This window comes from Mesorhizobium sp. KACC 23794 (genome assembly GCF_052180275.1).
GTDB lineage: Bacteria > Pseudomonadota > Alphaproteobacteria > Rhizobiales > Rhizobiaceae > Kumtagia.
The window spans coordinates 2311653-2331537 of the sequence record NZ_CP197465.1; the positions used below are offsets into that span (position 1 = coordinate 2311653).

Consider the following 19885-nt stretch of genomic DNA (forward strand, 5'->3'; position numbering starts at 1 on the left):
CACAATGACCATGCAGCGCAAGATCGTCGCAGAAATCGGGCTGGTTCTCTATCCCGAAGTTCAACTCGCCGCCGTCTACGGCATGACCGACCTGTTCCGCATCGCCGGGGATATGAGCGCCGCGCGCGACGATGCCGGCGCGCCGGCGATCCGCGTCACCCATTGGCGAAAATCGGAGGCGGGCGACGGCGCCGAGTGCGTCGAGGACAGCCACCCGGGCACGCCGCACGCTCCGAGCCACCTGATCGCGCCGCCCAGCCTGGTGATGCCGGACAAGATGCAGTCGATGCGGGGTTTCGCGGCCTGGCTGGCGGAGCGTCATGCCGGGGGCTCGACATTGTGCTCGGTCTGCGCCGGGGCGTTTGTGCTCGGCGAAGCAGGTCTGCTGGAAGGGCGCGAGGCAACGACGCATTGGGCTTTCGCCGAGGCGCTCGCCGCGCGGTTCCCGACGGTCAAGGTGGATGTCGACCGCATGGTGATCGACGACGGCGACATCATCACCGCCGGCGGCATCCTCGCATGGACCGATCTCGGCCTCACGCTGGTCGAGCGTCTGCTGGGGCCGGGCGTGATGCTGGACACGGCGCGTTTCCTGCTGATCGACCCGCCCGGCCGGGCGCAGCGTCCCTACAATCATTTCATGCCGCGCTTCGACCACGGCGACGCCGCGATCCTGCGGGCGCAGCACTGGCTGCAGGCGAGCGGCGCCAAGGAGCACTCGGTCGCCGCGCTTGCAGCCGTGGCGAAACTCGAGGAGCGCACCTTCCTGCGGCGTTTCCGCAGCGCAACAGGGCTGAGGCCGACCGAATACGCCCAGCAGATCCGGATCGCCAGGGCACGCGAGGCGCTCGAACTCACCCGACGGCCGGTCGAGCAGATCGCCTGGGAGGTCGGCTATGGCGACCCCTCCGCGTTCCGGAAACTGTTCCAGCGCATCACCGGCCTGGCGCCGGCCGACTATCGGCGTCGTTTCGGGGTTGCCGCCCAGGCTTGACGGCGAGACCGGCGGCGGTGCGCCTGCTGAGGTCGGGCGAAGACCTGCGGCAGCGGGGCACCGGCCGCCATGGTTTCGTCCGCGACGATTGACCGGTTGAGTCTTGGCGGGATATCCGCTTAGAGTCCGGCGCCATTAGGGGAAGACGATGCGGAAGACGATATTGTTCGGGGGCCTGGCCTGTCTGGCGCTCGCGGCCTGCCAGACCTTGGGATACGAGACCACCGCCCACCACGTGGCGATGCCGGACGACGTCTACCGGGTGTTCGAACATCCGAAGAAGGACCGCATCATGACGGCGCCGAGCCTCGGCGCGATCGTCGCCATAAGACCCGGCAGCGTTACGTCGGCGATTCGCGACAGGGAGGACCACCGGGCGGCGGCCCGCAAATATCTCGACGAAACCGGCCGGGCGAAATGCCCGATCATATCCGGACGGGAGATCGCCGGGCCGCAGTTCCAATTCCTGTTCAACTGCCCTGAGGCTTAGGCCTTCGTCGCGACGTTTGGGGAAGTCTGCCGAGGCCAGTCGTCTCCGCTTCGGCGGCAGCCGATGGCGGGCGGGATTCCGCCGCGGTGGTGGATCATCGCGGTAGCGCTTTGAAAATGCTCGACTTTATTGAAACGATGCCGGCATCGGTGCGAAAAAGGAATTGATCCGCAGGCTATGTCGTGAGGCTGCGGGCCAACGTTACATTCAGATGCCGGGCGGCACACGGCGGTTACGACCGCCTTCTAGCTTCAGAATCAAGTCATGAGACCGAGGCGACTGCGACCTCCGCTTTAACGTCGGGTCTCATTCACGGGCGATCTCCCTTCCGCCCGTGTGGAATGAGCCTGCCGCCGTTTTCCTCCCCTCACCGGCGGCAGGCTCATTTCCCGTCAAATTTCTAGGCCCGCACATGAAAGCGGGCCTCGCCCGATTCGATTTGTCGGTATGCCCGGTTAAGATCAAGCACCGCTCGGCTGGCTGATCAGGACGGTGCTGTCCGGCGACCATTGCAGCACGACCTGCTGGCCTTCCGAGAGCCGTTGGGCATCGCTGTTCTGCACCAGCACCTTGATGCTTTCGCCGCCACGCTGGACGAAATAGGTGCTGCTGTTGCCAGCAAAGATTCGCTTGGCGACACGCCCGGTGAGCATGTTGCCCGGGCCTCTGCCTGCAAGCGAGGCGTCCGGGGAAGGGGCGGGCGATATGCGGATCCGCTCCGGCCGGACGGCGCAGCTTGCCTTGCCGCCGTGGGCCGCCACGGCGCCCGCACCGGCGACGATCGCCGTGCCGTCGGCGAGCCGGATGCCGTTCGCGGTGGCGTCCCCGCGCAAAATGTTGGCATCGCCGAGGAACGTGGCGGCGAACTCGCTCTTCGGATTGTCGTAGATGTCTTCGGGCGGACCTTCCTGCACCAAGCGGCCGTCGCGCAGGATGCCGATGCGGTCACTCATGGTGAGCGCTTCCTCCTGGTCGTGCGTGACGAAGATGGTGGTGATGCCGACCTCGCGCTGGATGCGCTTGAGCTCGACCTGCATGTCGACGCGCAGCGCCTTGTCGAGCGCCGAAAGCGGCTCGTCGAGCAAGAGCACGCGCGGCTTCGTGACGATGGCGCGGGCGAGCGCCACGCGCTGGCGCTGGCCACCGGAAAGCTGGTGCGGTCGTCGGCCGCCGAGCGTTCCGAGTTGCACGAGGTCGAGCGCGCGCTGCACTTCGGTGGCGATCATGGCCTTCGGCTCGCCGCGCACCGACAGACCGAAGGCGACGTTGTCGGCGACACTCATATTGGGGAACAGCGCGTAGTTCTGGAAGACCATGCCGATGCGGCGCTTTTCGACCGGCACACGTTCGACGCCTTCGGTGCCGATGACGATGCGGCCGCTGTCCGGAAAATCGAAGCCGGCGATCTGCCGCAGCAGCGTGGTCTTGCCGCTGCCGGAGGGACCGAGCAGCGCATAGAAGCCGCCGTCGGGAAAATCGATGGACACGTTGTCCAGCGCCTTCATGGCGCCGAAACTGCGCGAGACGTTCCGGACCTGCACTTCGGCCATTATTTCTCTCCCCCGAAGCGGAAGAAGCGCGCGGTGAGCAGCATGAGGGCCATCGACACCGCGATGATGTTGGTCGAGACGGCGTTGATCTCGGGCGTGAACCCCTTGCGGATCGCGGCGTAGATTTCGACCGGCAGCGTCGCCTGGCCGGGCGTCGACAGGAAATAGGACACCACGAACTGGTCGAAGGAGACGGCGAAGGCGAACAGCGCGCCGGCGATCACGCCGGGCATGATCCAGGGCAGTGTCACGCGTGTCGTGACCTGCCACTGGTTGGCGCCGAGCGAACGCGCCGCCTCTTCGAGCTCCGGCGCGAAGGTCTGAAGCCGCGCCGACACGACGACGATGACATAGGGCAGCGCGAGCGCTACATGGCCAAGCAGGATCGCGTGCAGGCCACGGCCGACACCCACGCCGAAGAAGAAGATCAGCATGGCCGTGCCGGTGATCAGCCACGGGATGGCGATCGGCGGAAAGAGCAGCGCCTGCAGGAATCGCTTGCCGCGGAACTCGTAGCGGTAGAGTGCGAGGGACGCCGCCGTGCCGAGCACGCTTGCGATGATCGTGGTGATGACGGCGATCTCGACGCTGTTCCAGGTCGAGGCGATCAGCTGGCTGTTGTTCCAGAGCGCCGAATACCACTCGGTCGTCCATTCGAAGGGCAACTGGTAGAAGGGCGAGACGTTGAATGACATCAGCGCCATGATCAGGATCGGCAAATAGAGGAAAGCCAGGAGCAGGCCGACATAGGCGCGGCCGAGCCCGTTGAGGAAGCGCGTCGTGCCCATCATGCGGCCTTTCGCAGCACGGGCGAGACGGCGGCGAGAATGACCAGCACGACGGCCAGCAGGGCGAAGGAGAGCGCCGCACCCAGCGGCCAGTTGAACACGGCGACGAACTGGTCCTCGATCACCGTGCCGTAGAAGGTGCCGGCGCGGCCGCCCAGGATGCGTGGCTCCATGAAGGAACCGACGACCGGGATGAAGATCAGCGCCGCGCCTGCGACCAGCCCCGGCATCGACAGCGGGATGATCAGCCGGCGCAGCGTCGCCAGCCGCGAGGCGCCAAGCGAGCGGGCCGCCTCGATGAGCGAATCGTCGATTGCCTGCAAGGTGAGGTAGCAGGTGAGCACCATGTAGGGCACGTAGGAGTGCACCAGCCCGATCACCACGGCGGGGTAGGAATACATCAGGTCGATGCTGACCCTGAAAGGCAGCCCGGCGTTAAGCGCAGTGTCCAGTATGCCGCCTTCGCGCAGCACCATCGCCCAGGAGAAGATGCGCACCAGCCCGTTCGACCAGAAGGGCAGGATGACGAGCAGGAAGATCGCCTCGCGGCTGCGGCCCTTCAGCACCTTGGCCAGCACATAGGCGGCGGGAAAGCCGATGACGACACACCAGAGCGTCACTTCCAGCCCGAGCCGCAGCGACGCCCAGAGCAGCGTCGCGTACAGGCCCTGCGAGAAGAAGGCCGTGTAGTTCTCCAGCGTGAAGGCCCAGTCGCGGCCCGCCACCGGCAGGTCGGTCATGAAGGAGAAGAAGGCCATGGCCGACAGCGGCAGGAAGATCGCCACCGTCAGCCAAAGATAGGCGGGCGCCAGCCACGGCAGCGCGGCCGAAAAGCCCGACCTCGATGCGGCCGATAGAGCCATGACGTTCTCCTCCCCAAGACGTCAGGTCACTTCACGTTCACCTTCAATTCCTGCCAGAGCGCCAGGTACTGCTCGCGCTGCGCGTCGGTGACCGGCGCCTGGAACTGGATGCGCTTGGCCACGGCCGGATCGCCCATGACCTTGCGGTTGAAGGAATCCTCCGGCAGACCGGCGAGCGCCTTGTCGTTGGCCGAAACCGGCGCGCCGACCTTGGTGACCCATTCGACGTAGAATCCGGGATCGATCATGTAATTGATGAAGGCCTCGGCGCCGGCGACGTTCTTGGCGCCGACGGGAATCGACCAGGCGTCGAGCCAGGCGACCGCGCCTTCCTCTGGGATGACGAGCGAGACCGGCAGCTTGAAATGCGTTTTCGCCCGGTCGGCCGACCCGCTCCAATAGGTGCCGACGTCGATCTGATTGGACGCCACCATCTGGTTCCAGTCATTTTCCGAGCTCCAGAAGGTGCGGATCTGCGGAATCAGCGAGGTGAGTTTCGCCTTCACAGCTTCCATGTCCTTGATGTCGTTGATGTTCTGGCCCGATGCGATGGCGCCGAACTGGATCGCCTCGACAGCGTCGTCGCGGATCACCACGCGGCCCTTGCGCGCCTCGTCCCACATCACGCCGATGCTGGTCGGCGGCGTGTCGAAGGCCTTGTCGTTGATCGCCAGCGCGGTCAGGCCCCATACCCATGGCACGCCAAAAACCTTGCCGTCATGATTGAGCATCGGCGAGCCGGCCTTTTCCGCGCTGATGTTGGCTGCGTTCGGGATCTTCGACACGTCGATCGGCTGCAGGAGCTTCTCGCCCATCGCCTGGTCGTTGAAGGCCGCGTTGATCATGACGACGTCGTAGAGGCCGGGATTCGTCCTGATCTTGGTCAGCATCTCCTGCTCGGAATTGAAGAAATCGTTGACCACCTTGTGGCCCGTCGCCTTCTCGAAGGCTTCGACGGCCCAGGGTTCGTCCGCGCCGTAACCCTTCCAGTTGAGGACGTGCAGTTCGTCGGCCTGGACGGCTAATGCGAGCGCGGATGTGAATGTGGCGGTAGCCGCCAGGACTGCGAGAATTTTGGGCATGCGCATGGTTGGTTCCTCTCCTTGTTTGCCCTCTTCAGGCATTGGCCTTCTCGTTGCGGGTTCCTGCCGACGCTGGCGCGACGGCACCGTTCAGGAAAATCTCAATCTCGGCATGCGTCGGTGCCGACGAACCGCCATGGCGGGTGACCGAGATCGCCGCCGCCGCGTTGGCGTAGCGCGCGGCCTCGAGGGGATCGGCGCCGCGCGACAGGGCGCAGACGAAGGCGCCGACATGGGTGTCGCCGGCGCCGTTGGTGTCGACGGCATCGACGGCGAAGGCGGGCACATGCCACGCATTGCCATTGGCGAGGCGGAGAAAACACCCGCGCTCCCCCTGGCGGATGACGATTCCCGCAGCGTTGGGGCAATGTTCTGAGAGCAGCCGGGCTGCGGTCTCCTCGACCGTCCCCTGGCCGGCGATAACGCCGGCCTCGTAGGCGTTGCAGGAGAGCCAGTCCGTGCGCTTCAGCACGCGGGCGAGCAGGTCGCAAGGGATGCCGGCGACGACCGAGGTCGGATCGAGGGCGAAAATGATCCCGGCCGGCAGCGCGGCGATCCAGTCGGCCAGCACCTCGCGGCTGTCCGGATAGGTCAGCGTATAACCGGAGGTGAAGACCCAGTCGCCGGCCCCGGGCATCACCGGCGCCAGCGAGGCCGGGGTCAGGAAACCTTCGGCTCCGGCGATGGACACAAAGGTCCGCTCGGCATCGGCGGTGACCAGCACGACGCAATTGCCCGTATCCCTATCCGGCGCCTGCGGCGTAAGGATATCGATCCCCTCGGCCGCGAGCGCCCGTCGCAAGAAATCGCCGACCGGGCCGGTGCCGTGCTGGCCGCCGAACAGCACCTTCATGCCGGTGCGCGCCGCCGCCGCCATCATGTTGAAGCCGCCGCCGATCACTTGGGCATAGGCGTCGGCGATCTTGTCCTCGCCCGGCGTCGGCAGGGCGTCGATGCGGTAGACATAGTCCACCACCGCGCTGCCGACATGGACGAGCCGGGCCGGATTCATGCCGGGGCCTCCTTGCCGCCGCCGGCGGTGGCGAGCCGCGCCGCGACGAGGCTGGCGGCGAGCGCCTGGACCTCGGAGAGGTCGATGCCCTTGAGTTGCGCGATCCTGTCCTGCGGAAGCCGGGACCAGCCGGCGCAAGCGCCGGCCATGCCGCCGGCGATCGCGCCGATCGTGTCGGTGTCGCCGCCGAGATTGGCGCCGATCACAGCCGCCTGCCATGGGTCGCCGCCGGCGATCTCCAGCACGGCGAAGGCTGCGGGCACCGATTCCTGCGAGGCGACGCCGGTGCCGACGAGATCGGTGACCAGGCGGATCGCCTCGGGCGCCGCCTTGCCGCGCACAAGTTCCCGCGCCCACTCGATGCGCGCTGCGATGTCGCCGCCCGTCACCCAGTGCCCGAGCCTTGCGCCTTCCCGCGCCGCCGCGACAGCATGGTCGGACGCCTGCCGCCAGTCGCCGCCGGAAACGCCGACACTGACGGCGGCGGCGACAGCGGAAGCCGAAGCGATGGCGACCGACGTGTTGTGCGTGGCGCGGCAGGTCTCGGCAACCTTGGCGACCAGCGCTGCAACCGGCTCGGCCGGCATCAAGATGCCGACCGGCGCGATGCGCATGGCCGCGCCGTTGGTGTCGCCGTAACGCCCCGCCTCGTCCGGCGAAACGCCGTCATTGATGGCGTCGAGCGCGCGCTTCGTCGACGGGCCGAGCAGGTCGTAGCTGCCGCGCGCCTTCACCTCGCGCTCCCAGCGGAGCAGGGCGTCGACCCAGCGCCTGTGGTCGAAACCGCCTGCGGACGAAAGCAGGATGCGGCCGAGCAGCAGGGCCTGCTCGGTATCGTCGGTGATGGTGCCGGCGGCGAGCCCGCGCGACACCGGATGGTCCGGCGACGGTTCGACGAAACGGTCGACAAAGCCATAAGCCGCTTCGATCTGCGCGGGCGACAGAAGCTGCGTCGGCATGCCGAGCGCATCCCCCAGCGCGCCGCCGACCAACGCGCCCGCCGCCCTGTCGATCATGCCGGAGAGGTCCGTCTCCGCCATGGCTCAGAATTCCAGGTGCAGCGCGAAATGCGCCGGATTGAGCAGGCTGGTCATATATTCGATCGGCCGCCCGTCGGCGGCGCGTGTCAGCCGGCGGGTGCGCAGGAACGGCGTCCCCGGAGCACAGGCGAGGATCGCCGCGTCCCCGGCGGACAGCATCTCGATGTCGGCCCACTCCTCGCCGTGGTCGGGAACCAGCCCCGCGCCGCGCAAGGTCTGGTGCAGCGAGCCCTCGCGCAGGCCTTTCAGCGGTACTTCCTCCAGTTCCGGCGACAGCGGCAGGCGGCTGCGCTCGATGGAGATGGCGTGGCCGTCATCCGCATTGGTGCGCGCGCGGTCGACCGCGATGAAGACCGGATTCTCGATCCCGAGTCTTGCCGCCAGTTCCACGTCCTCGATGATCTCCAGCCGCAAGGTGCGGGTCTCGGCATTGGCTCCGGCGTCGGCCAGCGCGCGCGACCAGCCGATCGCATCGTCGACCATCTTGCCGTCGAAGGTGACGAAGGAGCCCATGCCGACCCGGGTGGTGATCAGCCCGCGATTGGAAAGTTCCTCCAGCCCCTTGCGGACCGTGTTGCGGCTGACCGAAAAGCGTTGGACGAGTTCGTTCTCGCTTTGCAGGCGGTCGCCGAAGCCGAGTAAGCCGGACCGGATCTCCTGCTCGAGCACCGTCGCGATCTTCTCCGGCTTTCCCGTTCCAGGCGCTGACGAAAGCGACGATCGAAACACAGTCATACCTGTTTAATGAACCTGTATGATCCTGTTCATTATCGGGAGAATGCCGTAGCGTCAACCACATTGGGTCACGATCCGCCAAACCATTGCCGGGATTGCAACTGGGCAAGTCGCTGGCGGCAACGGATTTCGCGGACGAAGCTCCGTCGGGCCGCATGGACTGGCTGCTGGCGCACCGGGTTGCGGAACTCGATGCGGCCGAGGCAAAGCTGCGCGAACATGCGAGCAGCTTTGCAGCGTGATAAAATGTCCAGTCGTTCTCCGTCCATTTTCAGGATGGCGAAGAGCCGCCTCAGACCGCTCTCGCGTGGAATTGCATACACAAGGGCAGGTCTGTTTCGGGGTCGCCCGGTTGACGGTTGTAGGAGGTGATCCATCGGCCCGACGCCCATCTCGCCTTCGATCCGGTTTCCGACGCATGCAGATAGACGCCTTCCTATCTTGAGGGGACCGCCGCGGGGGGGTCAACGAAGACGGTGCCTATGCAGCGCCCCTTGCCATCGATAGGACTTGCCAAGAGCGCCGGCCGGACGATCTGTAGTCAGTTCCCTGAAAATGTTACATACTGTCCTGATGGAGCCGCTCGCCGCCATCATATCGTTGCTACGCCCGCGCACCGTCTTCGCGAAGATCATCAGCGGATCCGGGACCTGGGGCGTGCGCTACGCCCGCCTTGAAAACGTGGGATTCGGCCTTGTGCTCAAGGGACAATGCCTTTTGAGCGCCAGCGGTTTGGACCCTCTCCATCTGGCGAGCGGCGATTTCGTTCTCATGCCGCCCAATCCTGGTTTTGTGATGTCGAGCGGCTCCGACGCCGTCCCCGTGGCGATGGAGTCTGACACTGCCGGGGATGCCAGGGAAATCCGGCACGGGGTTGCGCATGGGGACGCTGAATTCCAGCTGCTCGGCGGCTATTTCTGGTTCGATCCCGTCAACAAGCCCCTTCTCCTGAGCCTCCTCCCTTCGCTTGTTCACATCCGGAATGCGGACCAGGCAGCGAGCCGTCTGGCCCAGACGATGGAGCTCCTCTCGGACGAAGCGCTACGCGAACGCCCCGGACGGGATTTGATCGTCGAGCGTCTCGTGGAGGTCATGCTGGTGGAGGCGCTACGCCAGCAATTGAGCGTCGTGACCGACGACTCCAAATCCGGTTTGCTGCGGGGACTGGCCGATGCAAAGCTCGCAAAGGCATTCCGGCAGATTCACGCGGACGTCGCGCGGGTCTGGACCGTGGAGGAACTCGCCCGCGTCGCAGGCCTGTCCCGCTCGACATTCAGCGAACGCTTTTCGCAAAAGGTCGGGATGCCGCCCATGGAGTATGTCATGAAGTGGCGCATGGCGCGGGCCAAGGACATCCTGCAACGGGACGACAAGACCCTGGACGAGGTCGCGGCGGCGATCGGCTACGAGTCGGCCAGCGCCTTCAGCACGGCCTTCCGCAGGGAAGTCGGTCAGCCGCCAAGTCATTTCGCACGAAATGCTGGCGGGCGGGCCACCGACCACTACGCAGCATAGCCATCCTTCCAGGCGGATGTACCGGGCCTCCGCCTAGGGCCGATCGGTCTGCGCAGACCGTGCCTGGCGTCATTTTGGTCGCCAGGCGCAGCTGCCCAACCAGTGTCTATCCGGCCAGCTTCAGAAGTGCATGCAACAGGACATTCGTCCCCGCGGCCAGGTCTTCCGGCGAGGCATATTCCCTGACATTGTGGCTGATGCCGTCTCGGCACGGCACGAAGAGCATCGCCGTCGGCGCGACCTTGGCGACGTTGGCGGCGTCGTGAAGGGCGCCGCTCGCCATGCGTCGATAGGAATATCCCTGCTGCTGCGCGCCATTCTCCAGGGCCTCGACGCAGGCGTCGTGGAACACCGTCGGAGGGACGGAGATGCGGTCGGAGATGTCGACCGCGCAGCCGAGCGCCTTGCCGTTCGCCACACAGGCTGCCGCGCATTCCCGGCTCAGCCGCTCGAGCGTATCGGCATCCGGATGCCTGATGTCGACGACGAAAGACGCATGTCCGACGACCGTGCTCGGACCGTCGGTGGCCGTCCGCAACTGGCCGACGCTTACCCGCGCCGAGGAGCCGTAGCGGCGCCCGATTTCGTTCACGGCCACCAGCATGCGGGCCGAGGCCAGCAGCGCGTCCTGCCGCTGGTCCAGCGGCGTCGTGCCGGCATGCGCGTCGGTTCCCCTGACGTCTACGTCGAGCCAGCGCAGGCCCTGCACGGATGTCACGATCCCCACCTGAAACCCTTCCTGTTCGAGGATCGGGCCCTGCTCGATATGCAGTTCCAGGAAGGCGCCCAGCGGAAATTTTTCGACGCTGTCGCCCAGCCAGCCGCGCTCGCGCGCTTCCTGCCGGAACGGCGTGCCGTCGGCAGCCTTGACGCGGTCGAGTGCTGCGTCGTCGAGCAGGCCGGCATTCCAGGCCGAGCCGAGAAGCCCCGGGGCGTAGCGCACCCCTTCCTCGTTCGTCCAGTTCACGACCGCCAGCGGCGCAGCAGTCTCGATCCCCTGATCGTTCAGCGTCTCGATGACTTCGAGGGCCGCGAGCACGCCCGAGATGCCGTCGAAGCGGCCGCCATGCGGCTGCGTGTCGAGATGGCTGCCCGAAGCGACGGGCAGGCGTCGGGGATCACTGCCCGGCCGGACGGCGAACATGTTGCCGGCGCCGTCGACATGGACGTCGAGGCCGGCCTTCTTGCACCAGGAGGCGAGCAGCGCGCGGGCCTGCGCGTCCTCGGCCGACATGGCGAGGCGGCACGACCCGGTTCCGTCGATCGCGCCTATATCAGCCATCTCCATGTGCCGTGACCACAGCCGTTCCGCATCGATCGCGATGGCCGAACGCGGCCTGTTTGCCGGATAGTTCATCAGAGGGTCCTTTCCTTGCGCCCGCTGACGAGCTGCGAAACCATCACCGCGACCACCAGCGCCCCGCCGTAGAAGAGGTCGTGTACGAACGTGCGGAAACCGAGCACGGACAGGCCGTTGATGCCGGTGACGAGGAAATAGACGGCGATGACCGAGCCCCAGGCATTGAAGCGGCCGGGCTTGATGCAGGTGGCGCCGAGGAAGGCCGCCGCGAAGGCCGGCAGGAGCAGCGTCGTGCCGGAGGTGGGATTGGCCGATCCGGTCGTGCCCGTGTAGAGGATGCCGGCAATGGCGCCCATCATGCCGGAGGCCATGAAGGCCGTCATGCGCACGCGGCCGACGGCTACCCCTGTCAGGCGCCCGACCTCGCGTCCGCGTCCGGTGAACAGCAATTGCTGGCCGAAGGCGGTGTAGGACAGCACGTACCAGACGAGCGCCGCAAGCACGATGGCGTAGTAGAAACTCAGCGGGATGCCGAAGAGCCGCTGGATGATGACGTACTGCATGAGGACGCGCGCCACGCCGCTGATCGTCTGGCTGTCGCTGATCCACAGCGTGACGCCGTGCAGGAAAGTGCCGACGCCGAGCGTGACAATCAGCGAATGGACACGGAAGTAGAGCGTGATCGCGCCGTTGATCAGGCCGACCACGGCGCCGGCGGCAAGCGCGATCGGAATGATTAGTCCGATCGGCACACCCATGCGGGCACTGAGGATCGCGGTCAGCATCGACGTGAAGGTCAGGGTCTGCGCGATCGAGAGATCGAAATCGCCCGCCGTCAAAGGAATGATCAGGCCGAGCGTCACGATGACCAGCACTGCTTCGGACCCGAAGATGCTGGAGAAGTTGGACCAGGTGAGGAAGCTCTCGGGACGCATCGCGCCGAACAGGGCGATGACCGCCAGCCACACGATGACGAGGCCGAACCGTTCGAGCTGGTAGCCGGGATTAGCCATGATCGTTCTCAGAGCAGTTTGCATTCAGGTCGACCCCTTCTGCCGGGCCGGTTTGGACCAAATCCATCGGGCTTCGTCTTGTCCGGGCCACCAGCCCGGCCTGCGACGAACCCCTCGACCTTGACCCAAACCGTCGTCGGCAGAAGGGGTCGACCTGAGTGCAAACTGCTCTATGCGGGCGCATGAATTCTGGTTTCCCCGTAACAGGCCGCTTCGATGCCGGACTTGGTGACTTCGCCGCCCCGCAGTTCGGCCTTGACGCGGCCGCGCTCGAACACGAGCACACGGTGCGCGATCATTTCGAGCTGTTCGAACTCGGAGGTCGCGCAGATGACCGAAGCGCCCCTGGCGCAGGCTTCGAGCAGGCGGTCGTAGATCTCGCGGCGCGCGCCGATGTCGATGCCCTGGGTCGGTTCGTCGAGGAGCACGAGTTTCGGATCGAGCTGGAGCCACTTGGCGAGCAGAAGCTTCTGCTGGTTGCCGCCCGACAGCTCCGAAGCGGCCTGTTGCGGCGCTTGCGCCTTGACCACGAAACGGCGCATCAGCTCTGCCGTCCTGGCCTGACGTGCCCGATGGTCGAGCAGGAGGTCGCCGCGCGCGGCCATGGGCAGCATGGCATTCTCGGTGAGGCTGAGATCGAGGGCGAGACCGAGCTTCTGCCGGTCGGCCGGGATGAAGGCGATCCCGGCGGCCATCGAATCCGCCGGCCTCATGGCGGCGAGATCGTGGATCGCTCCGCCCATCTCCAGCCGTCCCGAGCGCGCGGCATGGGCGCCGGCCAGGAGATAGGGCACCTCGTCGTAGCCGGAGCCGATCAGGCCGGTGAGACCCAGGATCTCCCCGGGCGCGACGTCGAATTCCAGACCGCCGACGACCCGGCCGGCAAGACCGGTGATCGATACCGCCGGCTTCGTCGCGGCAGGTACGGCACCGACAAGCCGCTCCTGCGTCAGGGAACGGCCAACGATCGCTTCGACGATGCGCGCTCGGCTGATAATTGCGGTGTCGAAACTGTCGATCACCTCCCCGTCGCGAAGCACGGTCGCGCGGTCGGTGATCTCCATGACCTCGTCGATATCGTGCGAGACGAAGATGATGCCGACCCCCGTCTCTTTCAGCCGGCGCATCATGGCGAAGAGCTGGCGGACATCTTCGATCGGCAGGAAGGGCGTCGGTTCGTCGAGGACGAGCAGGCCGGGCGTCGCGTGCTCGTTGTGCGACCCGACGCGGTCGGCCGCGCGCACGATGGCAAGTTGCGCGCGCTTGACCGGCGAGAGGTCGCCGACGGTCGCCCAGGGATCGAGGTCGAGATGATGCCGCTCGAAAAGCTGGCGGGCACGAGCGGCCTCGGCGCTCCAGTTGATGAACCATTGTCCGGCGCGGCCGTGCTCTCCGGCGATCAGGTTTTCCAGGGCGGTCGCTTCAAGCAGGAGGCCGAGATTCTGATGGACGAAGGAGAGGCCGATCTTCTCGCTGCGGCCAGGCGGGATCGGTAGGGGAATCGGCCTGCCGTCGAGTTCGAGGCTGCCCTCATCCGGCTTGTGGAAGCCGGAGAGGATCTTGATGAGCGTGGACTTCCCCGACCCGTTCTTGCCCAGCAGACCGTGGATCTCGCCGGGCATGACGGCAAGGTCCGCGCGCGACAGCGCGTGAACCCCGCCAAAGGACTTGCTCAGTCCCCTGATCGCCAGCCGGGGAACAGTCCCTATGGTCACTCGGCGATCTGCCAGAGCTTGCGATAGCCTTCGACATAGGCGTCGCCATAACCCTTGGCGGCATCGGCGGGTTCGCCGGTTTCGGCAATGTTCCTTGCGTCGAAGATGCGCAGCGGAACTTTTGAGTCGCGAATCGTCTCCTTGCCGCAGAGCAGGCGCATCTCTGCGTCGAGCATGGCGTGCGCGATCCAGTCGAGGTTTTCGCCGATGTCCATCTCCACGTCGCCGGTCCGGATCAGGTCGAGCGCGAAGGGCGTCCCGTTGAAGGTCGCGACCTTCACCTTGTCGCCGCGGTCTGCGATGGCGATCGCCGGCGTGACGAAACTCGACATGCTGTCGTAGATCGGAATGACGTAGTTGAGGTCGGCGTTCGCCTGCAGGGCGCCCGCCACGGTCGGCTGGATCTTGGTCGCCCAGTCGGTGATCGGCACGTTGACGATCTCGTACTTGCAGTCCGGGCAGCGCGTGTCGAAGGCCTCCTTGAGGCCGCCGACGATCGAGTCCGTCGACAGCGCCTCGTTCGAGACCAGCACCAGCGCGTTGGTCTTGCCTTCGGTCTTGGCGATGGTCCAGTCGGCCATCAGTTCACCGGCCTTGCGGTAGTCGATGGCGACGGCGGCATCGACGCCCGCCGGCGCGTCCTGCTCCAGGCCGGTCAGGTGCGAGGTGACGACCTTGAGGCCCTTGGCCTGGGTCTGCATGACCTGCGGCTCGAAGAAGCGCGGATCGGCCCCTGCCAGCAGGCTGACCAGGTTGAAGCCGTTGTTGGCGGCATAGTCCATGCCCTGGATCCACTGCGTGGGATTGCCCTGATTCTCCCACTCCATGTGCTCGAAGCCGAGCTGCCCGGCGATCTTGGACTTGTGGTCGCTGATCGTCTTGATGAAGGGGATGGCGCTCGACGCCGGGATCGTGAAGATCTTCTTGCCGGCCATGCAGGCCTTGGCGTCGAAGGGCTCGCCGGCCGGTACGAAGTCGGGAATGCCGGTGTAGGCGGCGATGTTCGCCTTGGCCTTGTCGACGCCGTCCTGCGCGGCCGCCGGCAGCAGCGCGGCCAGCACCAATGCCGAAGCCATGCCTGTAATCGATGCAACGCGTTTCATCTGTTTCTCCTCTGTGAGACGCCGTGGTTCCCTTTAGTGTTGTCCGCGCAGCGTGCGGGTCGCCGCGTGGTCGATGACGTTGCCGTCCAGGGCAACGCCGTAGTCGGACCGCGCCGTCTGCGCGTCGATCAGCCCGTTCAGAACGTCGTCGAGCACGGCGCCGGGATCGCGGGTCATCGGGTCGCCGTAGCCGCCGCCACACGGCCCGTAGGCGGTGATGCGGTCGCCCTTGGCGAGATGCCGGTAGGGGATCTTCGACGGCAGGTCTTCCGTGCCGCCGGCCGCGCGCAACAGGTGCACCTTCGCCGGGGAACCATCGGCACCGCCGAGAAAACCCCAGGGACGGAAGCGTTGGCCGTCACCCTCGATGGAAACCGCGCCGTCCTCCAGCAGTTCGAACGAGCGGATCGACCCGATGCCGCCGCGCGATGCACCCGCGCCCGCCACGTTTTCGCGCAGTTCATAGTTGAGGACGCGCAGCGGCAGATGGGACTCGATGTCCTCGATGGGATTGTTGCGGGTGTTGGCATAGAGCGTGTCGACCGCGTCCATGCCGTCCTTGCCGTGCCGGCCCCCATAGGCGCCCTCCATGATCTCCATGTGGACCCAAGGCGCGCCCTGCGAGACACCGCTGAAGGCCATGACGCGCAGGTTGCCGATGCCGGCGCTGACCTGCTGCGGGACAGCCGGGGCGATCGCCTTCATCACCGTATCCGCCACGGCGTTGCCTGGGCAGAAGCGGGCGATGACAGGGGCAGGGAAGATCGGGTTCGCCAGGCAGCCTTCAGGCGCGAAGATGGTGATCGGGCGGGTGAGGCCGCTGTTCTGCGGGATCGCGCCGTAGACGTCGCTGTCCAGCAGGATTGAGCGGAGCGTCAGCCAGACTGCGCAATCCACCGTGCCGACCAGCGGCATGTTGATCGGCTTGTTGGGCGTCTGCGGCGCGGTGCCGGTCAGGTCGACATGGATGTCGGAGCCCTTGACGGTCAGGGTCACCTCTATCGGCAGTTCCTTCAGTGCCGGGTCCGGGCTGTCGAGATAGCCGTCGATGAAGGTCCTTGCGTTGTAGCGGCCGTCGGGAATGCGGGCGATCGCGTCGCGCATGAGGTTTTCCGAATAGTCGAGCAGGTCCTCGTAGGCGCCGGTGACGGTGTCGAGGCCGTACTGGTCGAGCAGCGCGGCGTAGCGCTCGGCGCCGATGCGCGCGGCCGCCACCTGCGCCTCCATGTCGCCAACCACGAGGTCGGCAATGCGGATGTTGCTGCGCAGGATCTGCCAGACAGGCTCGATCTTCCGCCCGGCCTCGTAGACGCGCACGGCCTTGAATTGCAGTCCCTCGGCATAGGTGTCGACCGCATCGACGATGCCGCAACTGCCCGGCGTCAGCGCGCCGATGTCGAGATGGTGCGCGGTCGTGACCGAGAAACCCGCGAGCTCTCCCTTGTGGAAGATCGGCACCGCGAAGCCGACATCGGGTCCATGGGACGCACCGCCATAGGGATCGTTGTGCATGAACACGTCGCCGGGGCCGACCTTGTCGCCGCGCTTGCCGAGTTCACGCAGGATGCCGGCGATGTAACCGGGGATCGGCCCGGACTGCAGGGGCGTGCTCATCGTGCATTCGCAAAGCTGGCGGCCGGTGGCGTCCGTCAGCGCGGCGCCAAAATCCTCGCTCTCGCGGATGATGCTCGAATAGCTCATCCGCATGAGCTTGTGGCCCATCTCGATGGCAATGTTCTCCAGCGCCCCGTGGATGACCGCTGCAAGGAAAGGATCGACGCGCGTCTGCATGGTTTTCCCCTCAAGCCTTGTGGTCGCGCGTCATGCGCACATTGCCGTGGCGGTCGGCCCAGTAGGTCCAGCCCGGCGGGACGACCGTGGTGGTGTCCGTCTGCAGGAGGATTGCCGGTCCGTCGAACCTGCGGTCGACCGGAAGCGAGGTCCGCTCGATATGCGGCGTCTCGAATGTCTCGAGCACGTCGTTGACACGGAACACACATCGCCCGGCGCCGACCTGCCTCGGCTCGCCGGACACCTTGTAGGCTGGTGGCTCGGCCAGCTTGTCGACCATGCCGAGGCCGCGCACCTTGACCGTGACGATCTCGATCGGGCTGGCCTCGAAGGCGTGGCCGTATTCCTCGCGATGGCGATCGTGGAAGGCGCGCCAGACATTGTCGAGCGCTGCCTCCGTCAGGGCGCCGTCCGGAACGTCGATCTTGAGTTCGTAGCCCTGGCCGACATAACGCAGATCGGCCTGGCGCAGCATGCGCACGCGCTCTGCCGGCACCTTGTCGCGTTCGAAGATCGCGCCGAGTTCCTCTTCCATGTCGTCGAACAGGGTTTGCAACCGGGCGATGTCGAGCGCGCCCTTGACCGCGAAGGCCGTCCGCAGGGCGTGATATTCGAGGTCGGCGGTGAGCAGGCCGACCGCCGACGTTATGCCCGGATGCGGCGGGATCAGCACGTCCTGCATGTCGAGCATGGCCGCGACTTCGGCCGCGTGCAGCGGACCGGCGCCGCCAAAGCCGGCAAGCGTGAACCCGCGCGGATCGATGCCCTTCTGCACCGTGCGCGAGCGGATGGCGTTCGCCATGTTGCTGTTGAGAACGGTCAGCGCGCCCTCCGCGGTTTCCTCGGGCGAGCGGCCGAGCCGGCCGGCCAGTTCGCCGATGACGCGTGCCGACGCCTCCGCATCGAGCGACATCCGTCCGCCGAGGAAGTTGTCGGCGACCAGCCGGCCAAGCACCAGATTGGCGTCGGTGACCGTGGGCAGGGAGCCGCCGCGGCCGTAAGCCGCCGGTCCGGGGTCGGCCCCGGCGCTCTGGGGACCAACGCGAAATGCCTTGCCGCGGTCGATATAGGCGATCGAGCCGCCGCCAGCGCCGATCGTGTGGATGTCGATCATCGGCAGCATTACCGGGAAGTCCGCGATCTTTGCGCTGCGGGCGTCCGCCTCGGCGAGGCGGCCGTCGCGGATGATGCCGATGTCGGCGCTGGTGCCGCCGATGTCGAGTGTGACCAACCTGTCGGTTCCCGCATGTTCGCTCACCCAGGCGCCGCCGCGCACGCCGGCGACGAGACCGGACAGCAGCGTGGTCGCCGGCCGCTCGGCGATCATCTCGGGTGTGGCGAGGCCGCCGGAGGAGGTCATGACGCGCAGTTCGCCGGTGACACCCAGCTTTCGCAGTTCGTCGCTGAGATTGCCGATGTAGCGGCGAACCTTGGGGCCGATGAAGGCGGACATCGCGGCCGTGGTGAAGCGCTCGAACTCGCGGAACTGCGGCGAGACCTCCGCCGAGGTCGTCACGAACACGTCCGGCAGGATGCCGCGCACGATCTCGGCGGCGCGTCTTTCGTGGGCGGGATTAACATAGGAGAACAGGAAGCCGATGAGGATCGCCTCGACGCCGGCCTCGCCCAGTTCGCGCGCCGCGGCTGCGACGGCTGCTTCGTCGAGCGGGACGAGTTCCGCACCCCTGGCATCGAGGCGGCCGGCGACGGTCCTGCGGAAGCGGCGACGGATCAGCGGGCGGCTCTGCCATGGCAGGTCCTGCATGATCGAGTAGTGCTGCGGGCGCTGGTGGCGTCCGATATGCAGGATGTCCCGAAAACCCTCATTGGTGATCATGCCGGTGACGGCGCCGTCATGAACCAGCATCGCATTGGTGCCGACGGTGGTGCCGTGGAAGATCGCCTCGATCTCATCGGGCGTGACGCCTGCGATCTCGCAGATCCCTTTGATGCCCTCGACCACGCCCTCGGCGGAATTGCTGGGTGTGGACGGCGTCTTGTGGATCGTGACCGTCCCCTTCGCCAGGTCGGCCAGGATGAGGTCCGTGAACGTTCCTCCAACGTCGACGCCCAGTGCAATCATTCCAGCCTCCAGCAGGGTATTGCGAAACATTGATCCATTTGGATCGATCTGGCAAGTTGAATCCATATGGATATATATTAAACCTCAGCGGCGGCCGGATGGATGCCTCAGGCAAACCTCCTGGGACCGGCGATCCGAGCGGAGGACAGCGATGAGCGCCAAGGACCTGTTGGACAAAATGTTTGCGGGCGACCTGCGCGAGCTGACGGTGATCAGCTACGTCGTGCTGGGCAACAACGCCGTCACTGACCGTTTCATCGAGCGGCGCTTCCGGATGCCCGTGCAGGCCTGGTCCGCGCTTTATGCGGTGAAGATGTTTCCGGGGATACGCGCCAAGGAAATCCGACTGCTCTTTCCGCGGCCGCAGAATACCATCAGCCGCGCCGTCTCGCTGCTGGAGGAGCGGGGGTATCTCGTTCAGGAAATTTCCGATTCCGACGGGCGCGAGAAACGCCTTTTCGCGACGCCTTCAGGGGAAGAGCTGCTTACCGAACTCATCGACGTTTCACGCCGGCGTCAGGAAGAGTGGCTGGCGCCCTTGTCGCCGGCGGAGCGAACGACGTTCTTCGAACTGGCAAGGAAGATCGCGGAAGGCCCCAATCTGCTGAAATCCGAAGTCATGAAGGGATGATGGTGCTCGGGAAGCCCCGCCGTTGAGTCAACCGAGGGTGGTGGATTTCTGCGATCGAAAGGGACATGTCGAAGAAGTCATGTCGCCAACTCGGCGTCAAGGAAGAGTTGCGTCCGGATGCCGCGCCCTGTGATCGGGCGCGTTCCATGTTTTTCAGGCCGTCATGTCGACAGTACGGAG

At 66.0% G+C, this 19885-nt stretch carries 18 protein-coding genes; 5 read left to right on the forward strand and 13 right to left on the reverse strand.

Translation table 11 applies throughout. The features are described from left to right. Positions 1-4 precede the first annotated feature (4 nt). Both ACSBOB_RS11335 and ACSBOB_RS11340 read left to right on the forward strand, forming a co-directional pair. Complete coding sequence (locus tag ACSBOB_RS11335; RefSeq protein WP_442582492.1) at positions 5-994, forward strand: GlxA family transcriptional regulator; 990 nt, start codon at positions 5-7, stop codon at positions 992-994. Between the two features lie 148 nt (positions 995-1142). Next, positions 1143-1484: a hypothetical protein gene (locus tag ACSBOB_RS11340; RefSeq protein ID WP_442582493.1), complete on the forward strand. Its 342-nt coding sequence runs from the start codon at positions 1143-1145 to the stop codon at positions 1482-1484. A 461-nt stretch (positions 1485-1945) separates the two neighbouring features. On the opposite strand, the gene ACSBOB_RS11345 is transcribed toward ACSBOB_RS11340, so the two are convergent. From ACSBOB_RS11345 to ACSBOB_RS11375, 7 genes are read right to left on the reverse strand one after another with little or no spacing between them, the layout of a single operon-like run. Continuing rightward, positions 1946-3034 carry an ABC transporter ATP-binding protein gene (locus tag ACSBOB_RS11345; protein ID WP_442582494.1) on the reverse strand — a complete coding sequence of 363 codons (1089 nt, stop codon included), beginning with the start codon at positions 3032-3034 and terminating at the stop codon, positions 1946-1948. Then, positions 3034-3822 carry an ABC transporter permease gene (locus ACSBOB_RS11350; RefSeq protein WP_442583712.1) on the reverse strand — a complete coding sequence of 263 codons (789 nt, stop codon included), beginning with the start codon at positions 3820-3822 and terminating at the stop codon, positions 3034-3036. The genes ACSBOB_RS11345 and ACSBOB_RS11350 overlap by 1 nt, the downstream gene beginning before the upstream one ends. Continuing rightward, complete coding sequence (locus tag ACSBOB_RS11355; RefSeq protein WP_442582495.1) at positions 3822-4685, reverse strand: ABC transporter permease; 864 nt, start codon at positions 4683-4685, stop codon at positions 3822-3824. Before ACSBOB_RS11355 ends, ACSBOB_RS11350 begins: the two co-directional genes overlap by 1 nt. 26 nt (positions 4686-4711) lie before the next feature. Further along, positions 4712-5773: an ABC transporter substrate-binding protein gene (locus tag ACSBOB_RS11360; protein WP_442582496.1), complete on the reverse strand. Its 1062-nt coding sequence runs from the start codon at positions 5771-5773 to the stop codon at positions 4712-4714. Positions 5774-5801: 28 nt separating this feature from the next. Beyond that, complete coding sequence (locus ACSBOB_RS11365) at positions 5802-6779, reverse strand: PfkB family carbohydrate kinase (RefSeq protein ID WP_442582497.1); 978 nt, start codon at positions 6777-6779, stop codon at positions 5802-5804. Further along, a complete protein-coding gene (locus ACSBOB_RS11370) occupies positions 6776-7819 on the reverse strand; it encodes an ADP-ribosylglycohydrolase family protein (protein ID WP_442582498.1) in 1044 nt (347 codons plus the stop codon). Before ACSBOB_RS11370 ends, ACSBOB_RS11365 begins: the two co-directional genes overlap by 4 nt. A 3-nt stretch (positions 7820-7822) precedes the next feature. Next, positions 7823-8554, reverse strand: a complete 732-nt coding sequence (locus ACSBOB_RS11375; protein WP_442582499.1) for a GntR family transcriptional regulator — start codon at positions 8552-8554, stop codon at positions 7823-7825. 86 nt (positions 8555-8640) lie between these two features. Here ACSBOB_RS11375 and ACSBOB_RS11380 point away from each other — a divergent pair, with 86 nt between their 5' ends. Together ACSBOB_RS11380 and ACSBOB_RS11385 are read left to right on the forward strand one after the other, a co-directional pair. Then, positions 8641-8796 (forward strand): hypothetical protein, encoded by a 156-nt coding sequence (locus tag ACSBOB_RS11380; RefSeq protein ID WP_442582500.1) that lies wholly within the window; start codon positions 8641-8643, stop codon positions 8794-8796. 331 nt (positions 8797-9127) lie between these two features. Continuing rightward, positions 9128-10069, forward strand: a complete 942-nt coding sequence (locus ACSBOB_RS11385) for an AraC family transcriptional regulator (RefSeq protein WP_442582501.1) — start codon at positions 9128-9130, stop codon at positions 10067-10069. A gap of 106 nt (positions 10070-10175) precedes the next feature. On the opposite strand, the gene ACSBOB_RS11390 is transcribed toward ACSBOB_RS11385, so the two are convergent. The 6 genes from ACSBOB_RS11390 to ACSBOB_RS11415 form a co-directional block, all read right to left on the reverse strand. After that, on the reverse strand, positions 10176-11426 hold the full coding sequence (locus ACSBOB_RS11390; RefSeq protein ID WP_442582502.1) for a M20 family metallo-hydrolase: 1251 nt from the start codon (positions 11424-11426) through the stop codon (positions 10176-10178). Next, a complete protein-coding gene (locus ACSBOB_RS11395) occupies positions 11426-12382 on the reverse strand; it encodes an ABC transporter permease (RefSeq protein WP_442582503.1) in 957 nt (318 codons plus the stop codon). Before ACSBOB_RS11395 ends, ACSBOB_RS11390 begins: the two co-directional genes overlap by 1 nt. A 170-nt stretch (positions 12383-12552) precedes the next feature. Beyond that, a complete protein-coding gene (locus ACSBOB_RS11400; RefSeq protein ID WP_442582504.1) occupies positions 12553-14097 on the reverse strand; it encodes a sugar ABC transporter ATP-binding protein in 1545 nt (514 codons plus the stop codon). Continuing rightward, the gene (locus ACSBOB_RS11405; protein WP_442582505.1) at positions 14094-15200 is read right to left on the reverse strand and encodes a sugar ABC transporter substrate-binding protein; all 1107 of its coding nucleotides are present in this window, start codon (positions 15198-15200) and stop codon (positions 14094-14096) included. The genes ACSBOB_RS11400 and ACSBOB_RS11405 overlap by 4 nt, the downstream gene beginning before the upstream one ends. 33 nt (positions 15201-15233) lie before the next feature. Next, positions 15234-16991 (reverse strand): hydantoinase B/oxoprolinase family protein, encoded by a 1758-nt coding sequence (locus ACSBOB_RS11410; RefSeq protein ID WP_442582506.1) that lies wholly within the window; start codon positions 16989-16991, stop codon positions 15234-15236. A gap of 10 nt (positions 16992-17001) precedes the next feature. Continuing rightward, positions 17002-19074 carry a hydantoinase/oxoprolinase family protein gene (locus tag ACSBOB_RS11415; protein ID WP_442582507.1) on the reverse strand — a complete coding sequence of 691 codons (2073 nt, stop codon included), beginning with the start codon at positions 19072-19074 and terminating at the stop codon, positions 17002-17004. Positions 19075-19225: 151 nt separating this feature from the next. Between ACSBOB_RS11415 and ACSBOB_RS11420 the strand changes: the two genes are divergently transcribed. After that, positions 19226-19705 (forward strand): MarR family winged helix-turn-helix transcriptional regulator, encoded by a 480-nt coding sequence (locus tag ACSBOB_RS11420; protein ID WP_442582508.1) that lies wholly within the window; start codon positions 19226-19228, stop codon positions 19703-19705. Positions 19706-19885 lie beyond the last annotated feature (180 nt).

Excerpts from the sequence above, each read along its gene's own strand:
- ACSBOB_RS11335 (WP_442582492.1), top strand. The coding sequence starts at position 5 with ATGACCATGCAGCGCAAGATCGTCGCAGAAATCGGGCTGGTTCTCTAT.
- ACSBOB_RS11340 (WP_442582493.1), top strand. The coding sequence starts at position 1,143 with ATGCGGAAGACGATATTGTTCGGGGGCCTGGCCTGTCTGGCGCTCGCG.
- ACSBOB_RS11345 (WP_442582494.1), bottom strand. The coding sequence starts at position 3,034 with ATGGCCGAAGTGCAGGTCCGGAACGTCTCGCGCAGTTTCGGCGCCATG.
- ACSBOB_RS11350 (WP_442583712.1), bottom strand. The coding sequence starts at position 3,822 with ATGGGCACGACGCGCTTCCTCAACGGGCTCGGCCGCGCCTATGTCGGC.
- ACSBOB_RS11355 (WP_442582495.1), bottom strand. The coding sequence starts at position 4,685 with ATGGCTCTATCGGCCGCATCGAGGTCGGGCTTTTCGGCCGCGCTGCCG.
- ACSBOB_RS11360 (WP_442582496.1), bottom strand. The coding sequence starts at position 5,773 with ATGCGCATGCCCAAAATTCTCGCAGTCCTGGCGGCTACCGCCACATTC.
- ACSBOB_RS11365 (WP_442582497.1), bottom strand. The coding sequence starts at position 6,779 with ATGAATCCGGCCCGGCTCGTCCATGTCGGCAGCGCGGTGGTGGACTAT.
- ACSBOB_RS11370 (WP_442582498.1), bottom strand. The coding sequence starts at position 7,819 with ATGGCGGAGACGGACCTCTCCGGCATGATCGACAGGGCGGCGGGCGCG.
- ACSBOB_RS11375 (WP_442582499.1), bottom strand. The coding sequence starts at position 8,554 with ATGACTGTGTTTCGATCGTCGCTTTCGTCAGCGCCTGGAACGGGAAAG.
- ACSBOB_RS11385 (WP_442582501.1), top strand. The coding sequence starts at position 9,128 with ATGGAGCCGCTCGCCGCCATCATATCGTTGCTACGCCCGCGCACCGTC.
- ACSBOB_RS11390 (WP_442582502.1), bottom strand. The coding sequence starts at position 11,426 with ATGAACTATCCGGCAAACAGGCCGCGTTCGGCCATCGCGATCGATGCG.
- ACSBOB_RS11395 (WP_442582503.1), bottom strand. The coding sequence starts at position 12,382 with ATGGCTAATCCCGGCTACCAGCTCGAACGGTTCGGCCTCGTCATCGTG.
- ACSBOB_RS11405 (WP_442582505.1), bottom strand. The coding sequence starts at position 15,200 with ATGAAACGCGTTGCATCGATTACAGGCATGGCTTCGGCATTGGTGCTG.
- ACSBOB_RS11410 (WP_442582506.1), bottom strand. The coding sequence starts at position 16,991 with ATGCAGACGCGCGTCGATCCTTTCCTTGCAGCGGTCATCCACGGGGCG.
- ACSBOB_RS11415 (WP_442582507.1), bottom strand. The coding sequence starts at position 19,074 with ATGATTGCACTGGGCGTCGACGTTGGAGGAACGTTCACGGACCTCATC.
- ACSBOB_RS11420 (WP_442582508.1), top strand. The coding sequence starts at position 19,226 with ATGAGCGCCAAGGACCTGTTGGACAAAATGTTTGCGGGCGACCTGCGC.